Here is a 20090-nt window from a genome sequence, read left to right on the forward strand (position 1 = left end):
CCACCCTTCTCTGCGGTTCCGCCTTGCGGTTCCGCAGCCCTTCGGCTCACGCTTCTGCCCCTACGACGTGCTGATCGCCGGAAAAGTTCACGTGCACCGGTTGCGGGGCCCGGTCCGATGCAGCCATGAACCATTCTTACCCCGGAGGCGTCGTAACGGTTAGCGCCGCCGGACCAGCTGGAGGGTTCGCTTCACGGTGCCTTCGAGTCATGGAGCATTCGAGTCAAGGAGCAGCAGATGAAGAAGCACCTCAGCATTGGCCTGTCCGCTTTCGCCCTCGCCGCACTACTCTCCGGCTGTGCCGGCAGCAGCGGAACCACCACTTCCCCGACGACGGCGGCGGCGCCAACCAGCGCGGCGGGCCCCTCGTCGGCTACCGCGTCGACGTCAGGCCCCGCCTCGACGTCGGGTCCCGCTTCGACGTCGGCACCGGCCGCTGCCGCGGCGGACCTCAAGGTGGCGGATTCCTCCGCCGGCAAGATCGTGGTGGGCAGCAAGGGCATGAGCGTCTATTACTACACGAAGGACGTCAAGGACTCCGGGAAGAGCGCCTGCACCGGCGGCTGCCTCGACGCGTGGCCTCCGGTCCTCGCCACCGCTGACACACCAACAGTCGACGGCGTCACCGGCACCGTGGGCACGATTGCCACCCCCAACGGCAAGAAGCAGCTGACCATCAACGGGATGCCGGTGTACTACTACGCCAAGGATGTTGCTGCCGGGGACATTACCGGCCAGGGCGTCGGGAGCGTCTGGTACCTCGTGGGCCCGTCCGGTGCCATGATCACCGCCGCCGCCGGGTACTAACAAAGGACGGACGGCGGCGGGCACCGGACAGCAGGGTTCAGCCGTCGGCGTCCTCGAACTCGACGGCGGCCAGGATTTCCTTGGTGTCCGGGTGGATCATGACCGCTTCCTGCTCATCGTCCAGCATGAGGAACTCGCCCTGGTCCGTGATGAAATGCCACGCCAGGGCGGTCTGGCCCTCGTGCTCGTAGTTGGGGTCGCCCATGGTGATCTTCAGGAGCGTGTGCCCGGCCACGGCGCACAGCTCGCGGATGATCATCTCGAATTCCGGGGTGTCGAGCAGTTCATCTTCGGCGGCCTCAGCCTGGCGCTCCGCCAGGTTGGGGATCCGGGACACGCGCTCGGCGATGTGGCGCTCCAGTTCCTCATCGTCCAGGACGAGGAGGTCTGCCTGGCTCCGGAGCCACGCGGCGTTGAGCGCGACAATGTTTTCGGTCTCCAGCAGGGTTTCAAAGTCGCCGTCGAGCTCTTCCAGGAGGCGGACGGCGTCCGGGACACCGCCGTCGTCATCGCCTTCGAGGTCCGTGTCCCCGTCAAGGTACGCGTCTGCTTCCTCCTCGGAGAGGGAGTCGAAGGCACCGACGCTGCGGTTGAAGAGGTCAAGGTGCGCGGCGGCCCCCATTCCTTCCAGCCCGGCCCGGATCCAGGCATCGATCTCGGCGCGCTCGGGCGCGGAGAACACGTACTGGGCGAAGCCACCGCCCAGACACTGCGTCAGGTAGAAGTCAACGTAGTAGCTGCCCAGGGCGCTGGGGGCGATTTCCTCGATGTCGAGCAGCTCCGCGTACATCAGGTTGACCACGTCCACGTTCGCGTCGACCACGTCCGCGTCGCTGCCGTTGATGCTCTCCCGCGGCAGAACCGTCGCGTATCCGGTGGCGGGAAGGGTGGTGGAAAGGCCGTTGCTCATGGAAAATCCTCACTGCTTAGGCGGGTACCGCTCCGATCCCCTTCAACGTACGTTGCACGGCTGGCGCCGCGGTTGAGCCGGAGCTGAACGTCCGGCGAAGTTTGGGTGACCCGGGACGGCGGGGACAACGACGCGTGGCGCGATGCTTCAAGGTGCGCCTTCGTTCGGGCGGGCAAATTTCGTGCGCTTTCTTGTGTCCGAGACCGGTCCGCAATTTCCTGTAAACCCGCGGACTGGCATTTAAAATATAAGTGGGTATGGTGATGGGTAGATAGCGTTTAGAAAGGCGTGATTCCATTGTCAGGAAAGTCTCCCAGAAGCAGCAGTGCCAAAAAAACGGGAAAGTCGATTCTCGAAAAGAGAGCCGAAAAAAAGGCAAAAAGCGAATCCAGCGAAAGTCTGTTCGCAAAGCCGCGCAAAAACCAGCGGTGACACTTCGGCCGTGACGCACCATCCGCACGCAGCCACGGTTGCGGGCGGAAACGCGCCTACAACGCGCCCGGGGGCTGGGGCCCTATGCGTTGAAGGAACTGCGGGCAGCCGGACGCGAGACTCCTAGCCGCGGCCGGCTGCCCGCAACAACCGCCAAAAACTTCCAAATTCGCGTCAAGACGGTTTTATACAAACTACACGACCGATATTTGATGCTTCACTATGCTTCGACGGGCGCCGGATGATTCTCGGCTGGACCGCTTTTGAAGCCTGTGGAAATTGCCGATCGTTGAGACACAGAAAGACCCAGTCATGCGCCAGACCCATACCGCCCTGATTATTCCGGCCCGCTTCAGCCACCCCATTCGTGCCGAAGAGATCGACACTTCTCTGGCGACACGGCAGACCCTGGTTGAAGGCAGCGTCGGGGCCATCACTTTTGTGGATTGGCACGTCTATCTCAACGACGAGGCAGACTCCATCCCCCTGCCGCTGAACGCCCGGGCCGAGGTGCTGATCCGCGAAGCAGGCCTGCGGCTCGATGAGAACGTCCGCGGGACGGTTGTCTTCCTTGGCAACGGAAACAACGGCGACGACGCGGCTGCACCTGCCCACCTGCTCCGGCTGGCCGAGCGCCTCTTCGACACAGCGTTGGCGGCTTGACCCCTGGCAAGAATCCGCGGAGCTAGGCCACTGGCTCCACCAACGTCCGGGTCCGCGTGGTCATCCGCCTGAGCGGCAGTTGCCAGGGAGTCCACTTCGCCGCGTGACGCGCCGCCGGTCAGAGTTCAGCAGACGAAGCACCGCCCACGGCCCTCGTGCCGGCCCCTGAGTTCGAGGGGCCCCGCCCGGCTCGCTAAGATGGATCAGATGACCAACTGCTGAAAGTAGTGCGCACATGCCATCCCATCCGGACGAGAGTGCGGCACTGGCGATACAGACTCCCGCAATCAACGACCGCTCCCTCGCGGCCGGGCTTGCCTACGCCATGGGGAGCCGCGTTTCCGGGATTTCCTTCGACGCCGCCACCGGCCTCATGCTCGGCAAGGTGCGGGGCGGCGCCGATGCGCCATATTCGACGACGGCGAAGCTGGTCCGGAAGGCGGGCGGCTGGAGCTGCACCGTGGGCGTCTGCAGCTGCCCGGTCCGGAAGGACTGCAAGCATGTTGCCGCCCTGCTGTTCTCCGCCGAGGACAACCCGGCGATCCGGGTCCAGCTGCTCGCACCCGCCGACGTCAGCCGGCTGTCCCGGCAGGTCCCGGCGCTGGAGGTCCCGGACTGGGAACAGGCCCTCAGCCCGCTGATCGCCCAACCGGGAATCACCGCGTCCACCAACGGCATCCCGCTGGCGCTCCAGTTCGAAATCGAAGAACCCGCCCCGCACTTCTCCTACACCGGCCGCCGCGATCCGCTGCGCAGCGTCCGGCAACTGAAGGCCCGTCCCGTGATCATGGGCGCCAAGGGCAAATGGATCCGGGGCGACGTCTCCTGGAACACCCTGAGCTACCTCAGCTACCGGCGCGAATGCAACGAGGCCCACGTCGAGTGGATGCAGGAGTTCCTGGCCGCGCACACCGCCCAGGCCAACCGCCAGCACGCCGGGACCGGACTGTGGCTGGGCTTGAACACCTATGCCGGCAAAAACCTGTGGAGCCTGCTGGCCCAGGCCCGGAAAGTCGGCGTGGCACTGGTCCACAGCCGGGGTCCGGAGCCCGTGCGGCTCGTTGAGCAGCCGGCCGCCGTCGGACTCAATCTGACGCGGTACGGAACCGCGCCGGTCCCGGCTGAGGCAGCCGACGACGTCGTGCCGGCGCCCGCCGGCAGCGACGACGGCGGGCTGTCGCTCACCCCTACCATCACGGTCGAGGGGGAAGTGGTTGATCCGGCCTCCGTCGGGACCATCGGGCGGCCGGCCCACGGCATCTTCCTGACTTCCGGGGCGGACGCCCTGCCCGGCATCGCGCCCGGAGACTCCATCATCACGCTCGCCCCGCTGGAGAACGGGCTCAGCGAGGAACTCCTGACGTTCGTCACCGCCGGTACCACGCTGCACATTCCGGCCCGGGACGAGAGCCGGTTCCTGACAGGCTTCTACCCCAAACTCAAGCAGAGCGCCCGGGTCACGGCCTCCGACGAGTCCGTGGAACTGCCCCAGCTGGCCGTTCCCACCCTGTCGCTGCTGGCGAACTACGGCGCCGACCACCGGGTCCGGCTGCACTGGGAATGGCACTACAAGTCCGGCAAACTCGTCACGGCCCAGCCGCTGTGGCGCCACCCCGGCGATCACGGCTACCGTGACGACCCCGCCGAAGCCCGGATCCTCGAAACGGTCGGGCAGCCGTGGGACGTGGTGGCGGCCCTGGGCGAGTCGGCCACCGGCGGCTGGGGAACACCGCGGCTGGCGGCTTCGGCGGAACTCAGCGGCCTCGACACCCTGGCCTTCACCGAGGAGGTCCTCCCCGCGCTCCGCGACGTTCCCGGCGTCACTGTGGATACCGCCGGCGAGATCGCCGACTACCGCGAGGCCGAAGAGGCGCCGGTCGTATCCATCTCCACCAAGGCCACCGAACAGCGTGACTGGTTCGACCTGGGCATCCAGATTTCCCTGGAGGGCCAGCCGGTGTCCTTCGCGGCCGTCTTCTCGGCCCTGGCGGCCGGCCAGACCAAGATGCTGCTCCCCAGCGGGGCGTACTTCTCCCTGGACCTGCCCGAACTGCACCAGCTCCGCGCCCTCATTGAAGAGGCCCGGGAACTCCAGGACAACAAGGATGCGCCCCTGCAGATCAGCCGATTCCAGGCCGGGCTCTGGGACGAACTGGCCCAACTCGGCATCGTGGACCAGCAGGCCGCAGCGTGGCGCGAGGCTGTCGGCGGGCTCCTGGAAGGCGGCGTGAAGGGCCTGCCGCTGCCGGCAACGCTCAACGCCGAGCTGCGCCCGTACCAGCTCGAGGGCTTCAACTGGCTCAGCTTCCTCTACCGCCACGGACTCGGCGGCGTACTGGCCGATGACATGGGCCTGGGCAAGACGGTGCAGGCACTGGCGCTGATCTGCGCCGCCAAGGACGCGGCCGCGGGGCAGGAAGCGTCCGACGGCGGCGCTGCCGCCACGGAGTCCCCCGCCGCAGAGTCCCCCGCCGCTGCCCCCAATGCGCCCTTCCTCGTCGTCGCCCCCACAAGCGTCGTGGGCAACTGGGAGGCCGAGACCGCACGGTTCGCCCCGGGCCTCACGGTGCGGGCCATCGGCGAAACGTTTGCCAAGAGCGGCTCGGACCCGGCAGCGGCGATGGCCGGTGCGGACATCGTCATCACCTCCTACGCCCTGTTCCGGATCGACTACGAGGCCTACGCCTCCAAGCAATGGGCCGGGCTGGTCCTGGACGAGGCCCAGTTCGTCAAGAACCACCAGTCGAAGGCCTACCAGTGCGCACGGAAGCTTCCGGCGGCGTTCAAACTGGCCATCACCGGAACCCCGCTGGAGAACAACCTCATGGAGTTCTGGGCGCTCACCTCGATTGTCGCGCCGGGCCTCTTCTCCAGCCCGAAGCGGTTCGCCGAGTACTACCAGAAGCCGGTCGAAAAGAACGGTGACAAGGCGCAGCTGGACAAGCTCCGGCGTCGGGTCCGTCCGCTGATGATGCGGCGCACCAAGGAACAGGTCATCCACGACCTGCCGCCGAAGCAGGAACAGATCCTCGAGGTCGTGCTGAACCCGCGGCACCAGAAGGTCTACCAGACGCACCTGCAGCGGGAGCGCCAGAAGATCCTGGGCCTGATCGACGACGTCAACAAGAACCGCTTCACCATCTTCCAGTCCCTCACCCTGCTGCGGCAGCTCAGCCTGGACCCCTCCCTGATCGACCCCTCGCTGTCCGGCGTCCGGTCCAGCAAGCTCGACGTGCTCTTCGAGCAGCTCGAGGACCTCGTGGCCGAAGGTCACCGCGCCCTCATCTTCAGCCAGTTCACCGGTTTCCTGGGCAAGGTCCGCGAGCGGCTTGTCGAGGAGAACATCGAGTTCTGCTACCTCGACGGCGGCACCCGGAACCGCACCGACGTCGTCAATGAGTTCAAGAACGGCGCCGCACCGGTGTTCCTGATCAGCCTCAAGGCCGGCGGGTTCGGCCTGAACCTGACGGAGGCGGACTACGTGTTCCTGCTGGACCCCTGGTGGAACCCGGCCTCGGAGGCGCAGGCCGTAGACCGCACGCACCGGATCGGGCAGGCCCGGAACGTGATGGTCTACCGGCTCGTCGCCAAGGACACCATCGAGGAAAAGGTCATGGCGCTCAAGGCCCGGAAATCCCAGCTGTTCGCCGACGTCATGTCCGGTGACGCGCTGTCCGGCGGAGCGCTCACCGCCGAGGACCTGGCCGGCCTGTTCACCGACTGACGCGCTCCATCCAAACAGCAACGCGGGGTCACGTAGCGCCGGTAAAACCCCCAAGGATGGGCCGGATCTGACCCCGCGTTGCGGGGCTCAGCCTGCGTCGCCCCGGAGCGGTTCCGGGTGGCGCTCCAGCCCAGTTACCCGGCGCCGCACCCCCTCTCCGCGCCCGGGATACAGCGGGATTCCGCGGGATACAGCGCGTGCGTGGAGGGGCGGGCGGAAGTAACTGGGCGGGAGCGTCGCCATGATCCCGGCAGTCAGCCCGTGTGGTCCTGGAGTTCGGGACCCCTCATGACAGGTAAGCCGGCACGGCCTCACCTGCGGCGCGAACACCCCCGGTGCAGGAGCGCCGCCGGAGCCGGGCCAGGAGCGTCGCGGCGAACAACGCCGTCGTCATTTCCAGTGCGATGACCGCCAGCAGCATGCCGGCGCCCGAAGTTGCCGCCCCGGCTGCCGCAGCAGTGCCGCCATGGTTAGTGTGGCCAGATGCCCCGGGACCGGTGCCGAGGAGCAGGAGCGCATGCACCCCGGTCATCACCAGCGCCGAGGCCATGACCTGGCGAAGGGATCTGATTCGCCCGTGGCGCCAGATATGAACGGCACACGGCACGCACACCGCCACCATGGCAAGCATGAGCAGGTTCAGCCATGTCCCGTGCTGGTTCCCGGCGACAAGCCACAGGTGCGCGAGGCACGACGCCGCCGTCACTGCGGCGCAGATCCGGGAATGGAAGACGACGCCGTCCCGGCGGCCCGGCTCGCTGCGGAACTCACGGCGGCCGGACTAGCCGTGGCAGTGGCCGCCGGCCGGCTGTGCACTCGCGGGCACATCCAGCACGGGGCTGCGGTCAAAGAATCCCTCGGGCCGGAGCTTGAAGCCGACCGTGTCCACCGGCATGATGGGCCAGTCTTCGGGACGGGGGAAGTGGGTCAGGCCGAAGGTGTGCCACACGACGATGTCCTGGCCATCAATCTCGCGGTCCTGGGCAACGTAGGCCGGCAGACCCGCCCCACCGGAATGCTGGTTCACGAAGTCGCCGGTGGGGTACCGCTCGTCGTCGGCGTACCGGGTGACCCACAGGTCCTTCGTGGCGAAAGCGGCGCGCCTGGCGATGGAGGACTCCGGCGCAGCCAGCAGTGTGGGCTGGTTCCCGGAGTGGAGCTTGTAGCCCACGGGCTCGCCCAGGCGGTTGAGGGATTGCGGGTTGGAGATGACCCAGGTCCGGCCGCTTCCGGCGTCGGCCTCACGGACGCCCTCGGACTCCCTGGAGAGTACGGTGCGCTTACGGGTGAAGGCGTTGCCGCGTTCGTTGCCTGCGCCCATGGCCTGCCGGACCACGTCTTCCTCTTCCACCCGGTTGGCGAAGCCGTCAATGGCCATGTCCAGGCGGGCACTGAACAGATGCTGGTGGAAGGGGGCGCCCAGGCCCGGGGCGAGCTGGGAGATGTTTGCCGAGCCGCCCTCCGGGAAGGCGGAGGTGAAGACGACGCCGGTGGCCTTGGCCTCGAACTCGATGGTGCCGTCGAGGTAGAGGTACCAGTAGAAGCCGTAGTCGTAGTTGCCGATGGTGGTGAAGAAGGAGATCACCAGGCGGCGGTTGCGGCGGGTGTAGTTGATGCCCGTCCAGAGGTCGATGTGCTTGGCCAGGATTCCCCAGTCCTCCTCGTGCATGCAGATGCCGTTGCGGATCTCCCGGGGGTTGCCGAACGCGTCGCTGATGACGGGGCTGAGGTACGTGATCTCGCCGAGGCAGTCGCAGCCCAGTTCCAGGGAGTTGGCGTACTGGCCCACGAGGTATTCACCGGTATCAAAGTAGTTCTGCCAGGACCGGATCGGCGAGGGATCCCCGTAGGGAACCACCATTTCGGCGATGGAGGCCCGGTTAATGATGCTCCGTTTCCTGTCGCCGTCCTGGAACGCAATATTGTGCAGCACCACGCCTTCGCGGACGTCGAAGCCGACGTCGACGCTCCACTTTTCCCACTCGACGTGGTTCCCGCCCGTGACGCTGAAGCTGGGACCCTCCGGCTGGGTGATGCTGATGGGCTTTTGCGTGGTGCGCAACGGGCCGGTGAGCTCCGGATCGGTGTAGTTGCCGTGCTCCGCGGGTACCGGGACGACGCCGGTGTCCAGCACCTGCGTGACTTCCTTGCTGACGACGTCGACGTACGCCACCAGACCGTCCACGGGGTGGGCCCAGGCGCTGTCCTCGGGGAAATCCTGCACGAACGCCAGGCCGCGGAGAATCCGGCGGCCCTTTTCCTCCGGATACTCGAACACTCCGGCAGACAGCGGGGCGACGCGGACCTTGCTGACGTCAAGGCCGCGGGCGGCGAGCGCCTTGAGCCACCGCTCGTCCGTGGCCAGGAGCGCCTCGACAACTTCGAACTCCTCCTCCAGAACCGGCAGCTCGCCGGTCACAGCCGTGTCCAGCTCGACAGCGGAAATCACCGCGCCGCTGGACAGCGAGACGGTCACGTCAGCGGGCTTTCCCCCGCGCACATCGTGCAGGAAGACCCGGAACCGGCGGTCTTCGGTTCCCGCCGGCGCGTTCCTGGCGGGGTCCACCAGACCCAGGTACGCTATGCGCTTGGTCTCGCCCAGCAGGCCCGCCGCCCGCAGGATGCCCTGGACTGCAGTGATTTCCGCGTCTGCGGCCAGGCTGTACGGGCTAATCGAGGTGCGGTTGTCGGTTTGTGCGGTCATTATGACGGCCTTCGTTCGGGGACCCTGGCGGGTCGGAACTTTATTTTCTATAGTTGTAGAGAATACGGAAATGTAAGCTGTGCCACAAGAGTCCGACGCAAGAAAATTGGGGAACTGTCCGGTGCCAAAGATTGTCGACCACGACCAGCGGCGGCTCGAACTCGTCGACGCCACATGGCGGATCATCGCCCGGCTCGGGATCGAAAGTGCCACCATGCGGGAGATCGCCCTCGAGGCCGGTTTTGCGAACGGGGCACTCAAGCCGTACTTCCCCACCAAGGATGACCTGCTGACCTTCGCCTTCGGGCATGTCTTCAACCGCACCAACGAGCGCATCGCCGAGGTCACCGCCGGGCAGGCCGGGCTCCCGGCCCTGCGGGCATTCTGCGTCGAGGTGCTGCCCCTGGATGAGGAGCGGATCAACGAGGCCCGGATTGTCATCCCGTTCTGGCAGAAGGCCATCAACGACCCCGGCAAGGCGCGGATCCACCGGGACTCGATGGCGCAGTGGCTTGCGGCGATGCGGCAGTACCTTGCCGAGGCGCGGGAGGCCGGCACCGTCACCACCGGCGTCAACGACGCCGCACTCGCAGGTCAGCTGCTCAACCTCCTCCTCGGCGCGCAGATCGCGGCGGCGCTTGCACCGGAGGGCCAGGTGGAGCTCGGGCTGAACGAGCAGCTGGAGGGCTTCCTCACCCTGCTGTCCGGCTAGGTCCCGGACAATCTTTTTTCGCCGGTTGTCGAAAAAAGATGACACCGGCGAGCTGCGACGCTACTCTGAAAGGACTGTGCCCCAGGACACATTCCTAGAGGACAGTCCCAGAAATACGACGGCGTCAGGATCTTCGATGACCGCAGTTGCAGTCCGCCCCTCGCCCAGTCCCGCCGCACAGGACATCCGCACCAGCACGGCAGAATCCTTCGACCACTGGCGGCACCTCGTCGCGGAATCGTTCGTTCCGCTGGCGGCCTCAAGCCGGAATGCGGAGACCTTCCGCGGACGCATGCGGGCCCGCAGGCTGGACCGCGTGGCACTCGTCGAGGTCTCCTCGACGAGCCATGAGGTCCACCGCACGCCGGCACTGATTGCGCAGTCCAACCAGCGGTATTTCAAGCTCAATCTCCAGCTGCAGGGCACGGGGCTCCTCATCCAGGACAACCGTGAAGCCCTCCTGCGCCCCGGCGACCTTTCCATCTATGACACCAGCCGCCCCTACACGCTTGCCTTCGAGGGTGACGCCCGGCTCATGGTGGTGATGTTTCCCTGGGATGCGCTGTCCCTGCCGCCGGACTGCATCGCGCAGCTTTCGGCCACGCGGATGGCGGCTGGCGCCGGCCTCGCCGCGATCGTCGGGCCGTTCATCGCCCACCTCGCGGGGAACCTGGATGCGCTGAGCGGCCCCAGCGGGTCCCGCCTCGCCACGAATGCCCTCGATCTCGTCTCCACGATGCTGCATTCGGAACTGGACATGTCCCCCGACCGGATGCGTCCGCAGGCCCTGCTGGCGGCCTCCGTGCGGGAGTACATCGACGCCAACCTCGCCGACCCGCTGCTGTCGCCGGCTTCCATCGCGGCCGCCCATTTCATCTCCACCCGGCACCTGCATAACGTCTTCCACGAATCCGGCGCCACGGTGGCGAGCTGGATCAGGACCCAGCGGCTGGAGGGGGCGCGCCGGGAGCTGCGGGATCCGCTCCTGGCCGGGCTGCCGGTGGGCGCCGTCGCCGGGCGCTGGGGCTTCCTCGACGCGGCCCACTTCAGCCGCTCCTTCCGTGACGCCTTCGGCGATTCCCCCAGCGACTGGCGCCGCGGCGCTTCCGCTTGACCTGCGCCCACCGCCGACACAATCCGCCGGCCGGGACGCCAGCGGGCTGACATTCTGACTGATACGCGGACGGGCGGCGCCGGATCCCTCCGGCGCCGCCGCTGCGGCTGCCACCGCCGCCTTCCGTTCGACGCCGAACTCCACCAGCACGCCGGCCGCGAAGACCACAGGTACGGCGATCAGCAGCCCCACGGCCGTTTCGGTACTGCCGCCGATCAGCGCCGTGAAGTTGCTGACCACCAGGAACAGGACCCAGCCAAGCAGCACGGTGGCCAGCACCGGCGCCACGGCCGTCTGCCAGACCTGGCCGGCCACGCGTTCCCGGCGGAAGTAGGCCACCACCGCCAGGGACGACAGCATGTACAGCACCAGGAGCGCCGCCACGGCCAGGCCGCTGAACCAGGAAAAGAGCGTCAGGACAGGATCCAGGGTCATCACGGCGAACGGCGCCACCAGCAGGAACGCGAGGGCAGTCTGGATCCGCGCGGCGACCGCGGGGGCCCGGTGCCGGTTGGTCCGTGCCAGGACTGCGGGCATCGACCCCCGCAGGGCCAGCGAATGGAGGTAGCGGTTGATGCCGTTGTGGAATGCGATGATGCCGGCGAGAAGGGACGTCACCAGCAGGATGCCGGTGACCGTTCCGGCCCACGGGCCGAACAGTTCCACCATCGGCGTCAGCACGAAGGCGGTGGAATCGCCCGAATCGAGGGCCGCGCCCGCGGCGTCCATCACGTGCGAGGGTCCGTAGTAGCTGACCAGCATCCAGGAAATGAAGGAGAAGAACACCGCGATGACCCCCACCGACAGGTACGTTGCGCGGGCCACCGTGCGGTGGGCATCCTTGGCCTCGGCCGAGTAAATGGCCGTGGACTCGAAGCCGAACATGGACGCGACCGCGAACATGATGGCCACGCCCGGGGCGCCGGTGGCGATCGCCTGGGGCGAGAAGGACGCCGCCAGGCTGAGCCCTTCCGGGCCTCCGCCGTGCAGCAGAACGGTGAAACCGAACATCAACAGGATGGCGACTTCCAGACCCACCAGAATCGCCAGAACCCGCGCCCCGAGTTCGATATTGAGGGATCCCAGCACCTGCACCCCGGCCATGGTGATCATGGCCAGCAGCCACCAGGGCACCACGATTCCGGCGGACGCGAGGAGGCCCGAGAAGGCCGCGCCGTACAGACCGTACATGGCGGCCTGGACGGTACTGTATGCGAGGAGCGCCAGCCACGCAGCTCCTGCTCCGATCTTCCGCCCGAAGGCGGCGGTTACGTAAGCGTAAAAGGCGCCGTTGGCCTGGATCCTGCGGCTCATCGCGACGAATCCGACGGCGAAGATCATGATGACGATGCCCACCACCAGGTACGCCCCGGGCGCGCCGGGCCCGTTGCCGAGGGCGGCAGCCAGCGGTGATGCGCCGACGATCCCGGTCAGCGGCGCCTGGGCGGACAGGACAAAGAAGAGAATACCCATGACTCCGACGCTGCCTGCGCGTAGCGCGGTGGAGTGCTCCTTGCGGGGGGTGGCTTCTGCGGTCCGGGACTCGGAATTTGAAATACTCATCGGATCCTTCTTAACGGTCATGAGTGTGGGGAAAGGTGCGCCCGTAAAGGTGAATGGCACCGTGCAAACCAGCTTGACAGGTGGCCCACGTCACTTTTTTGTCGATCAGCGACCGGTTCTTGTCCCACAGCGCAATGGAGCCCGGGCCCCAGCAACCCTTCGCACGGAGTCAACTGCAGTTCGCGCAAAGACAAGACCGCGTGCCCGTCGCCGGGAGAGACTCGGAGATGTCAGTTCGGCCGCTCTGGAACCATCCTGCGCCGCACCTGCCCCTTCTTCAACTACTCGATGTGGAGTGCACCATGGAAACTTACGACGCTCTTCTGGCCTCAGTTGCCCCCGCCACCGGCCAGGGCCGGACCATCCTCGACCCCGCCACCGGGGAGCCGGTCGGCGAGGCGCCGGTCCACACTGTCGAAGACCTCGAGCAGGCCATCGCCGCCGCCGAAGCCGCCCAGCCGGCGTGGGCGGCGCTGGGCCACGACGCCCGGTCGGCCGCGCTCCTGAAGGCTGCGGACGCCGTCGAACGCTCCGCCGAAGAGCTCGCCCAACTGCTCTCCCGCGAACAGGGCAAGCCCCTCAACGGCCCCAATGCCCGGTTCGAAGTCGGCGCCTGTGCCGCCTGGCTGCGCGCCGCTGCCGGCACCCCGCTGGACCCCGATACCGTAGTGGACGACGGCGAAACGCGCGCCGAACTCCACTACCGGCCCATCGGCGTCGTCGGCGCGATCGGGCCCTGGAACTGGCCCATGATGATCACCGTCTGGCAGATCGCCCCGGCCCTCCGGATGGGCAACGCCGTGGTGGTCAAGCCCTCCGAATACACCCCGTTGTCCGTCCTGGCCCTCGCCAAGGTCCTCAACGAAGAGCTCCCGGACGGCCTCCTGACCGTGGTCAGCGGCGGCCGCGACGTCGGCGAAGCCCTCGCCGGACACCCCGGAATCGGAAAGGTGATGTTCACCGGCTCCACCGCCACCGGCAAGGCCATCATCAAATCCTCCGCGGACACCGTCAAACGCCTCACCCTGGAACTCGGCGGCAACGACGCCGGCATCGTGCTTCCCGACGCCGACCCGAAGGCCATCGCCGAGGGCCTGTTCTGGGGCGCCTTCATCAACACCGGCCAGACGTGCGCGGCGCTCAAGCGCCTCTACGTCCACACCGACATTTACGACGCCGTGTGCGAAGAACTCACCAGGGTCGCTGCCGCCATGCCGATGGGTAACGGCCTCGACGAGAACAACGTCCTCGGCCCGCTGCAGAACCGCCAGCAGTTCGACGTCGTGGCCCGGCTGGTGGAGGCCGCCCGCGAATCGGGTGCCCGGATCCTTCTCGGCGGCAACCCGGCTCCGGACCAGCCCGGGCACTTCTACCCCGCCACGCTCGTGGCCGACATCGGCAACGACAATCCGCTCGTGTGTGAGGAACAGTTCGGTCCCGCCCTGCCGATCATCCGCTACGGCACCGTGGACGAGGCGGTCATCATGGCGAACGCGCTCGACGTCGGCCTCGGCGCCTCCGTCTGGTCCTCCGACGCGGCAGGCGCCCGGAAGGTGGCGGCCTGCCTCGAAGCCGGCACCGTCTGGATCAACAAACACGGCGCCGTGGACCCGCGGATCCCCTTCGGCGGAGCCAAGCAGTCCGGCTACGGCCTGGAATTCGGCGTCGACGGCCTCAAGGCCCTCGGTGTCCCGCAGGTCATCAACGGCTGAGTCCAGGCGCGGACAGATCGACGGCGGAGGGCGGGGGCGGCAGGCCCCGCCCTCCGCGAGCGTCGGGACACGATTTCCGCCGCAGTCGCCCTGGGCCTCCGGGCCGCCGCCAACGGGGCCACTGCCCGAATGGCGATACTAATGCTCCGCAGTTGGGCGGCTGGGCACCGGCCCTGACACCATACGGACTATGGCCCAGAAGATTGCGTACCAGGGTGAGCCCGGCGCCAACTCCAATATTGCGTGCGCGCAGATGTTTCCCGACCTGGAAAGCGTTCCCTGCGCCAGCTTCGAGGACGCTCTGGAACTGGTCTCCACGGGTGAGGCCGCCCTGGCCATGATTCCCATCGAGAACTCGATCGCGGGGCGGGTGGCTGACATCCACATCCTGCTGCCGCAGTCCCGTCTGCAGATCGTGGGCGAGTACTTCCTGCCGATCCATTTCGACCTGATGGGCATCCCCGGCAGCACCATCGAGGGGGCCACCGAGGTCCACAGCCACATCCATGCCCTGGGCCAGTGCCGCAAGCTGATCCGCAGTGCCGGCCTGAAGCCTGTCATTGCCGGGGATACCGCAGGTTCCGCCCGGGAAGTGCGGGAGTGGAACGATCCGGCCAAGCTGTCCCTCGCTCCCCCGCTCGCGGCTCGGATTTACGGCCTGGAGGTGCTGGCCTCGCGGGTGGAGGATGATCCGTCCAACACCACCCGGTTCGTGGTCCTGGCCCCGGAAAAGGACCTGTTGTCCCGCAAGGAGTTGCCGGGACCGGCCGTGACCAGCCTGCTGTTCCGGGTCAGGAACGTCCCGTCCGCACTCTTCAAGGCGCTGGGCGGCTTCGCCACGAACGGCGTGAACATGACCAGGCTGGAAAGCTACATGGTGGGCAACGAGTTTGCTGCCACCATGTTCATGGCCGACGTCGAAGGGCACCCGCAGGACCTGCCCTTGCGGCTGGCGCTGGAGGAGTTGGAGTTCTTCACCACCGAGGTGCGCATCCTGGGCGTTTACCCCGCCGCCGAATACCGGATGGGGCAGGAGCGGACCGGGCAGCCGGCCGGCAACTAAGGGCGCACCCGCGCCGCGCTACGGTTTGCCGCCCTGGCCTCCACCGTCGCCGTCACCATCGCCGTCACCGTCACTCGCGGCAGCGTCAGCCGCCACCGATTCAATCGCCACGATGGATCCCGTGGCCGGCGGCACCGGCGGGGTCAGCACCGAGGCGTAGTCATGCTGGGTGGAGTAAGTCAGGAAGCCCAGGTGCGCCTCGTACCGGTCCAGGACGTCGTCGATGATCTGCTGGTGGGTCACGCCCATCAGGTCGTACCCCTCGGAGCCGGTCTGGGCGAACACTTCCACCCGGTAGTAGACGTCGGTTTCGCGGGACATCCGGCCGCCGAACATCGGCACGGGAGCCTCCACGGCCTGGATTTGGTAGTGGAAGTCGCGGTGGTCCGGGATCGTGACCACCAGTGCGTAGCTGGAGATCCCGGTCTGCTCGTTCGGAACGATGTCCAGGGTGGCCTGATAGCCCTGCTTGGTGAACTCCTTGAGCACGTCAGCCAGCGCCGGTTGCGCAGTCTTTTCCATGAACAGCGCCACCTGCTTCTTGGACGGATAGGAGCGCATCCCGGCGAGCCGCTGGCGCCACGTGCGTTCGGGTACGTGGCCGCCGTGCGCCGCCGTTGCCTGCCGGCGCAGGACCTGGCCTTCGCGCTCGGCCCGCTCCATCCGCAGTGCCTTGGAGAACGACGCCATCACCAGCCAGGCGATGATCGTCACGGGCAGGGCGAAGATGAGGGTGGCGTACTCCATGGTTGTCACACCGCCGGCTACAAGCATCGCGATGGCCAGCAGTGCGGTGAGGACCGCCCAGAAGATGCGCAGCCATTTGGCACCGTCCTGGGACGGATCCGGGATGGACGACGAGAAATTGGACATCACCATGGCGCCGGAATTGGCACTGGTGAGATAGAACAAGAGGCCGGAGAGCGTGCCCAGGCCGATGAGGAATCCGGCGCCGGGGAACATGGCCAGCAGCGCGTACCAGCCCTGTTCCGGGCTGTCCATGGCCAGCTGGGCGAATTCCGTGTTGCCGTTCAGGACCTCGTGCATGGCACTGTTGCCGAAGATGCTCACAATCAGGAAGTCGCACAGCACCGGGGCGGTGATGGCCGCAATCACGAACTCCCGCAGCGTCCGGCCGCGGGAGATGCGTGCCAGGAACAGGCCGACGAACGGCCCCCAGGCCAGCCAGAAAGCCCAGAAGAACAGGGTCCAGCTGGCCATCCATTCCGAACCGCCGTCCTCGTACGCGAAGGTCTGCAGGGTGCGGTCGGGCAGGGTGAACAGGAACCGGCCGATGTTCTCCACCATGGAGTTAAGCAGGAACGAGGTCTGCCCGGTCACCAGGATGTACAGCAGCATGGCCGCCGCACTCCAGATGTTCAGCTCGGAGATCCAGCGGATCCCCCGGTCGACGCCGGACGTGCACGCCGCGATGGTCAGGACGACGGCGACGAGCACCAGCGCGATCTGGAGGGCCAGCCCCTGCTGCAGGCCAAAGATCAACGCAAAGCCGACGTTCAGCAGCACCACCCCGATGCCCATGGACGTGGCCACACCGAAGACCGTGCCCACCAGGGTGACGATGTCGATCGCGTCGCCGACGCCGCCACGGACGCGCTTGCCGAGCAGCGGATACAACGCCGCCCGGATGGACAGCGGCATGCCCCAGCGGTAAGCGAAATATCCCATCGCCATGCCAAGGAGCGCATACATGGCCCAGCCGGCCACGCCGTAGTGGAACATGGTCCACACCACGGCGTCCTGGGCCGACGCCGCCGTCTGGCCTTCGCCCACCGGCGGCATCATGTACTGCGTGATGGGTCCCGTGACGGAGTAGAAGAGCATGTCGATGCCCACACCGGCGGCGAACAGCATGGCCACCCAGGTGAAGAGCTTGTACTGCGGCCGGGAGTGGTCCGGGCCCAACCGGACCGAGCCTTCCTTGGACAGCGCAACCCAGAGCACAAAGACGATCACCACGGTGACGGTCAGGACGTAGAACCAGCCGACGTTTTCCGCGATCCAGGCCACGACTGTCTTCATGGTGGCCTGCGCGTGGGTGGGCACCACCATCGCCCAGACGGAAAAAGCGATGATGACGACCGACGCGATGATAAACACCCGCCAGTTGATCTTCGGCCGCGGCTCCTCGATGAGTTCGGCCGGCCCGCGGCTCAATTCCTGCCTGGAAACCGGCGGCCGGTTCTCGGAATCCTGGCCGCCGCGCTTGCGGTCCGTGCCCCCCAGCTGACTTCGTGGGATCGGTGCATTCGATTGTCCGTTTGCAACACGCCGCACGATTTCTTCTTCAGCCATGGAATCCCATGTTACTCCGCGGCCTGAAATCGGGGCCGGGTCAGCGGGATCTCAGCAGGCGGCGTCCTCCCTTGATCTCAGGCACCAGACGCCCCTTTCCGGCGTCATGCCTCCACCGGTTTCCGGGCCTGCAGGAGCGGCGCGAAGAACGCGGCGAGCTCCGCCGTCGCCGTCAGGGGCAGGACGTTGGCCACATACTGGTCCGGGCGCACCACAACCACCACGCCGCCGCGGTCGATGCCGCGCAGCTCGAAGATGTCCGCCGACGGATCGGTGGCGTAGACCTTCTCGAGGTAGTTGAGCTTGAACGGCCCCACCTGCGGCTTGAACACCGACGGCACGGCGCCGATGTCCACGCTGGTGTGGTCCTGCTGGTAGATCACCTTCACGTCGAACCACGCGTCACGGTCGGCGCCTTCGGGTGTGGCGGCGAGCGGCGAGTCCGTGGCGTCTGCCAGCCACGCGGCCAGGTCCGCGGTCGGCGACGGCGCGCCAGCCTGTTGTCCCGGCGCGGCAGCGTCGGCGAAGACGTAGATGCGCCACCGGCCGTCCGCCATGGCCTGGTGGCCGAGCTGCAGGGGGTTGGTGTCGCAGACCCGCACCACGGGCGCGGATTTGAAGCGCTTGCCGATGGTGAAGCCGGCGGCGAGGTCCTGGTGCGCAGTCCCGCCGATGAGCATGGAGGGGGCGTACTGGGTCATGAAGCCGGCCGGGAATTCGGCGGTGCTGACGTAGAAGTCCTCGAGTTCGGAGGGGCTTTCGAACTCTTCAGGCTTCTTCGCCATCAGCGTCGACCACTCCTTGTCGAAGTCGATGAGGTTCTTCGCGATGACCTGGCGCTCGGCCGAGTACGTTGCCAGCAGGCTTTCCGGGCTGCGGCCCTCCAGGACGTGTCCGAGCTTCCAGCCCAGGTTGAAGCCGTCCTGCATGGAGACGTTCATGCCCTGGCCCGCCTTCGCGCTGTGCGTGTGGCAGGCGTCGCCGGTGATGAACACACGCGGGGTGCGCGTGCCGCGGTCCTCCGGGAGGACGTCGTCGAACCGATCGGTGAGGCGGTGGCCCACCTCGTACACGCTGTGCCAGGCGACGTTGCGCACGTCGAGCGTGTAGGGGTGGAGGATCGCGTTCGCCTTGCCGATGATCTGCTCGATTGTGGTGCTGCGGACGGCGCCGTTGTCCTTCGGATCGACTTCGCCGAGGTCGACGTACATACGGAAGAGATGGCCGCCTTCGCGCGGAATCAGCAGGATGCTGCCGCCCGTGCCGGACTGGATCGCGCACTTGGTGCGGATGTCCGGGAAGTCCGTCACGGCCAGGACATCCATGACGCCCCAGGCGTGGTTGGCCTGGTCGCCGGCGAGCGTGCAGCCGATCGACTCCCGCACCTTGCTCCGGGCACCGTCCGCGCCGACGACATACTTGGCGTGGACGATGCGCTCCCGGCCCTCATCCGGGCCGGCGGTGTGGAGGAGTGTGACGGCGACGGGGTACTCCCCCTCGCCGATTTCGAGGCTGCGGAACTCGAAGCCGTAGTCGGGCGCCATGCGGCTGGGCGAGTTCGCCATGAATTCGCCGAAGTAGTCCAGCACGCGGGCCTGGTTGACGATCAGATGCGGGAATTCGCTGATGCCCGTCGTGTCGTCGACGGCGCGGGCGCTGCGGACGATCCGGGAGGGGTCCGCGGGGTCCGGCTTCCAGAAGGCCATCTCGGTGATCCGGTACGCCTCGGCGATGATCCGCTCCGCGAAGCCGAAGGCCTGGAACGTCTCGACACTGCGGGCCTGGATGCCGTCGGCCTGGCCGATGGCGAGCCTGCCGCCACGGCGCTCCACGATCCGCGTCGTGATGCCCGGGAACTGGGACAGCTGCGCGGCCGTGAGCATGCCCGCGGGCCCGGTGCCCACAATGAGCACGTCGACCTCGTCAGGAAGCTGGGTAGGGCGGTTGATGCCGACGCCGGCAGCCGGCTGGACGCGCGGGTCACCGGATACGTATCCGTGATGGTGGAAATGCACGGGCTGTCCTCACTTCGTTGTGGCTAGGTGCCGTTGCTTCGGTTGTTCGATAATAGAAATACATGTTCTAATATCGAATTACAGCATTGACTATAGGTGGGGCCAAGGGCAAGCGCAAGATTTTTTGTGACGCCCCCATAGTGGCCTGGCCACACTGGCCCGCGGCGTGGCCCGCGACCTGCAGACGGCGGCGCTTCCGGAACTGACAACCCTCGCCAACCAGCTGGGCATCACCGCCCTCCTTGGAAGCCGCGCGGCAAATCAGCGAGCAGCTACACTAGCCGCAGGGGCCGGGAAAGGTTCTTGACGGATCTCTCCGGAGAGTGCATAGTTATCGTATACGATTTCGTACTCG

At 66.9% G+C, this 20090-nt stretch carries 12 protein-coding genes and 2 pseudogenes; 8 read left to right on the forward strand and 6 right to left on the reverse strand.

What is annotated here, in order from left to right:
* The first annotated feature begins 237 nt into the window (after positions 1-237).
* Complete coding sequence (locus tag AB4Y67_RS12840) at positions 238-807, forward strand: COG4315 family predicted lipoprotein (protein WP_441406165.1); 570 nt, start codon at positions 238-240, stop codon at positions 805-807.
* A gap of 37 nt (positions 808-844) precedes the next feature.
* On the opposite strand, the gene AB4Y67_RS12845 is transcribed toward AB4Y67_RS12840, so the two are convergent.
* Complete coding sequence (locus AB4Y67_RS12845) at positions 845-1717, reverse strand: DMP19 family protein (RefSeq protein WP_441406166.1); 873 nt, start codon at positions 1715-1717, stop codon at positions 845-847.
* Positions 1718-2461: 744 nt separating this feature from the next.
* Here AB4Y67_RS12845 and AB4Y67_RS12850 point away from each other — a divergent pair.
* Together AB4Y67_RS12850 and AB4Y67_RS12855 are read left to right on the forward strand one after the other, a co-directional pair.
* The gene (locus tag AB4Y67_RS12850; RefSeq protein ID WP_441406167.1) at positions 2462-2812 is read left to right on the forward strand and encodes a DUF3846 domain-containing protein; all 351 of its coding nucleotides are present in this window, start codon (positions 2462-2464) and stop codon (positions 2810-2812) included.
* Between the two features lie 235 nt (positions 2813-3047).
* Positions 3048-6536, forward strand: coding sequence for a DEAD/DEAH box helicase (locus AB4Y67_RS12855; protein ID WP_441406168.1), 3489 nt, complete (start codon positions 3048-3050; stop codon positions 6534-6536).
* Between the two features lie 286 nt (positions 6537-6822).
* Here the strand turns inward: AB4Y67_RS12855 and AB4Y67_RS12860 are convergent, their stop codons facing one another.
* Together AB4Y67_RS12860 and AB4Y67_RS12865 are read right to left on the reverse strand one after the other, a co-directional pair.
* Positions 6823-7242, reverse strand: a complete 420-nt coding sequence (locus tag AB4Y67_RS12860) for a hypothetical protein (protein ID WP_441406169.1) — start codon at positions 7240-7242, stop codon at positions 6823-6825.
* Between the two features lie 75 nt (positions 7243-7317).
* Complete coding sequence (locus AB4Y67_RS12865; RefSeq protein WP_441406170.1) at positions 7318-9240, reverse strand: primary-amine oxidase; 1923 nt, start codon at positions 9238-9240, stop codon at positions 7318-7320.
* 121 nt (positions 9241-9361) lie between these two features.
* On the opposite strand from AB4Y67_RS12865, the gene AB4Y67_RS12870 reads away from it, so the two are divergent.
* Both AB4Y67_RS12870 and AB4Y67_RS12875 read left to right on the forward strand, forming a co-directional pair.
* Complete coding sequence (locus tag AB4Y67_RS12870; RefSeq protein ID WP_441406171.1) at positions 9362-9952, forward strand: TetR/AcrR family transcriptional regulator; 591 nt, start codon at positions 9362-9364, stop codon at positions 9950-9952.
* 136 nt (positions 9953-10088) lie between these two features.
* Positions 10089-11066, forward strand: a complete 978-nt coding sequence (locus AB4Y67_RS12875) for a helix-turn-helix domain-containing protein (protein ID WP_441406265.1) — start codon at positions 10089-10091, stop codon at positions 11064-11066.
* Between the two features lie 96 nt (positions 11067-11162).
* Here the strand turns inward: AB4Y67_RS12875 and AB4Y67_RS12880 are convergent.
* A pseudogene (locus AB4Y67_RS12880) lies at positions 11163-12629 on the reverse strand (APC family permease); the annotation flags it as partial.
* Positions 12630-12931: 302 nt separating this feature from the next.
* Between AB4Y67_RS12880 and AB4Y67_RS12885 the strand changes: the two are divergent.
* Both AB4Y67_RS12885 and AB4Y67_RS12890 read left to right on the forward strand, forming a co-directional pair.
* Positions 12932-14341, forward strand: coding sequence for an aldehyde dehydrogenase family protein (locus AB4Y67_RS12885; protein WP_441406172.1), 1410 nt, complete (start codon positions 12932-12934; stop codon positions 14339-14341).
* 190 nt (positions 14342-14531) lie between these two features.
* Positions 14532-15404, forward strand: a complete 873-nt coding sequence (locus AB4Y67_RS12890; protein ID WP_441406173.1) for a prephenate dehydratase — start codon at positions 14532-14534, stop codon at positions 15402-15404.
* A gap of 18 nt (positions 15405-15422) precedes the next feature.
* Here AB4Y67_RS12890 and betT read toward each other — a convergent pair whose 3' ends face one another.
* Both betT and AB4Y67_RS12900 read right to left on the reverse strand, forming a co-directional pair.
* A complete protein-coding gene (gene betT / locus AB4Y67_RS12895) occupies positions 15423-17720 on the reverse strand; it encodes a choline BCCT transporter BetT (protein ID WP_441406174.1) in 2298 nt (765 codons plus the stop codon).
* A gap of 104 nt (positions 17721-17824) precedes the next feature.
* A complete protein-coding gene (locus tag AB4Y67_RS12900; protein ID WP_441406175.1) occupies positions 17825-19735 on the reverse strand; it encodes an FAD-binding monooxygenase in 1911 nt (636 codons plus the stop codon).
* A 130-nt stretch (positions 19736-19865) separates the two neighbouring features.
* Here AB4Y67_RS12900 and AB4Y67_RS12905 point away from each other — a divergent pair.
* Positions 19866-19979, forward strand: a pseudogene (locus tag AB4Y67_RS12905) (ArsR family transcriptional regulator); the annotation flags it as partial.
* Positions 19980-20090 lie beyond the last annotated feature (111 nt).

The sequence above is a fragment of the Arthrobacter sp. YAF17 genome (assembly GCF_052113365.1).
GTDB lineage: Bacteria > Actinomycetota > Actinomycetes > Actinomycetales > Micrococcaceae > Arthrobacter.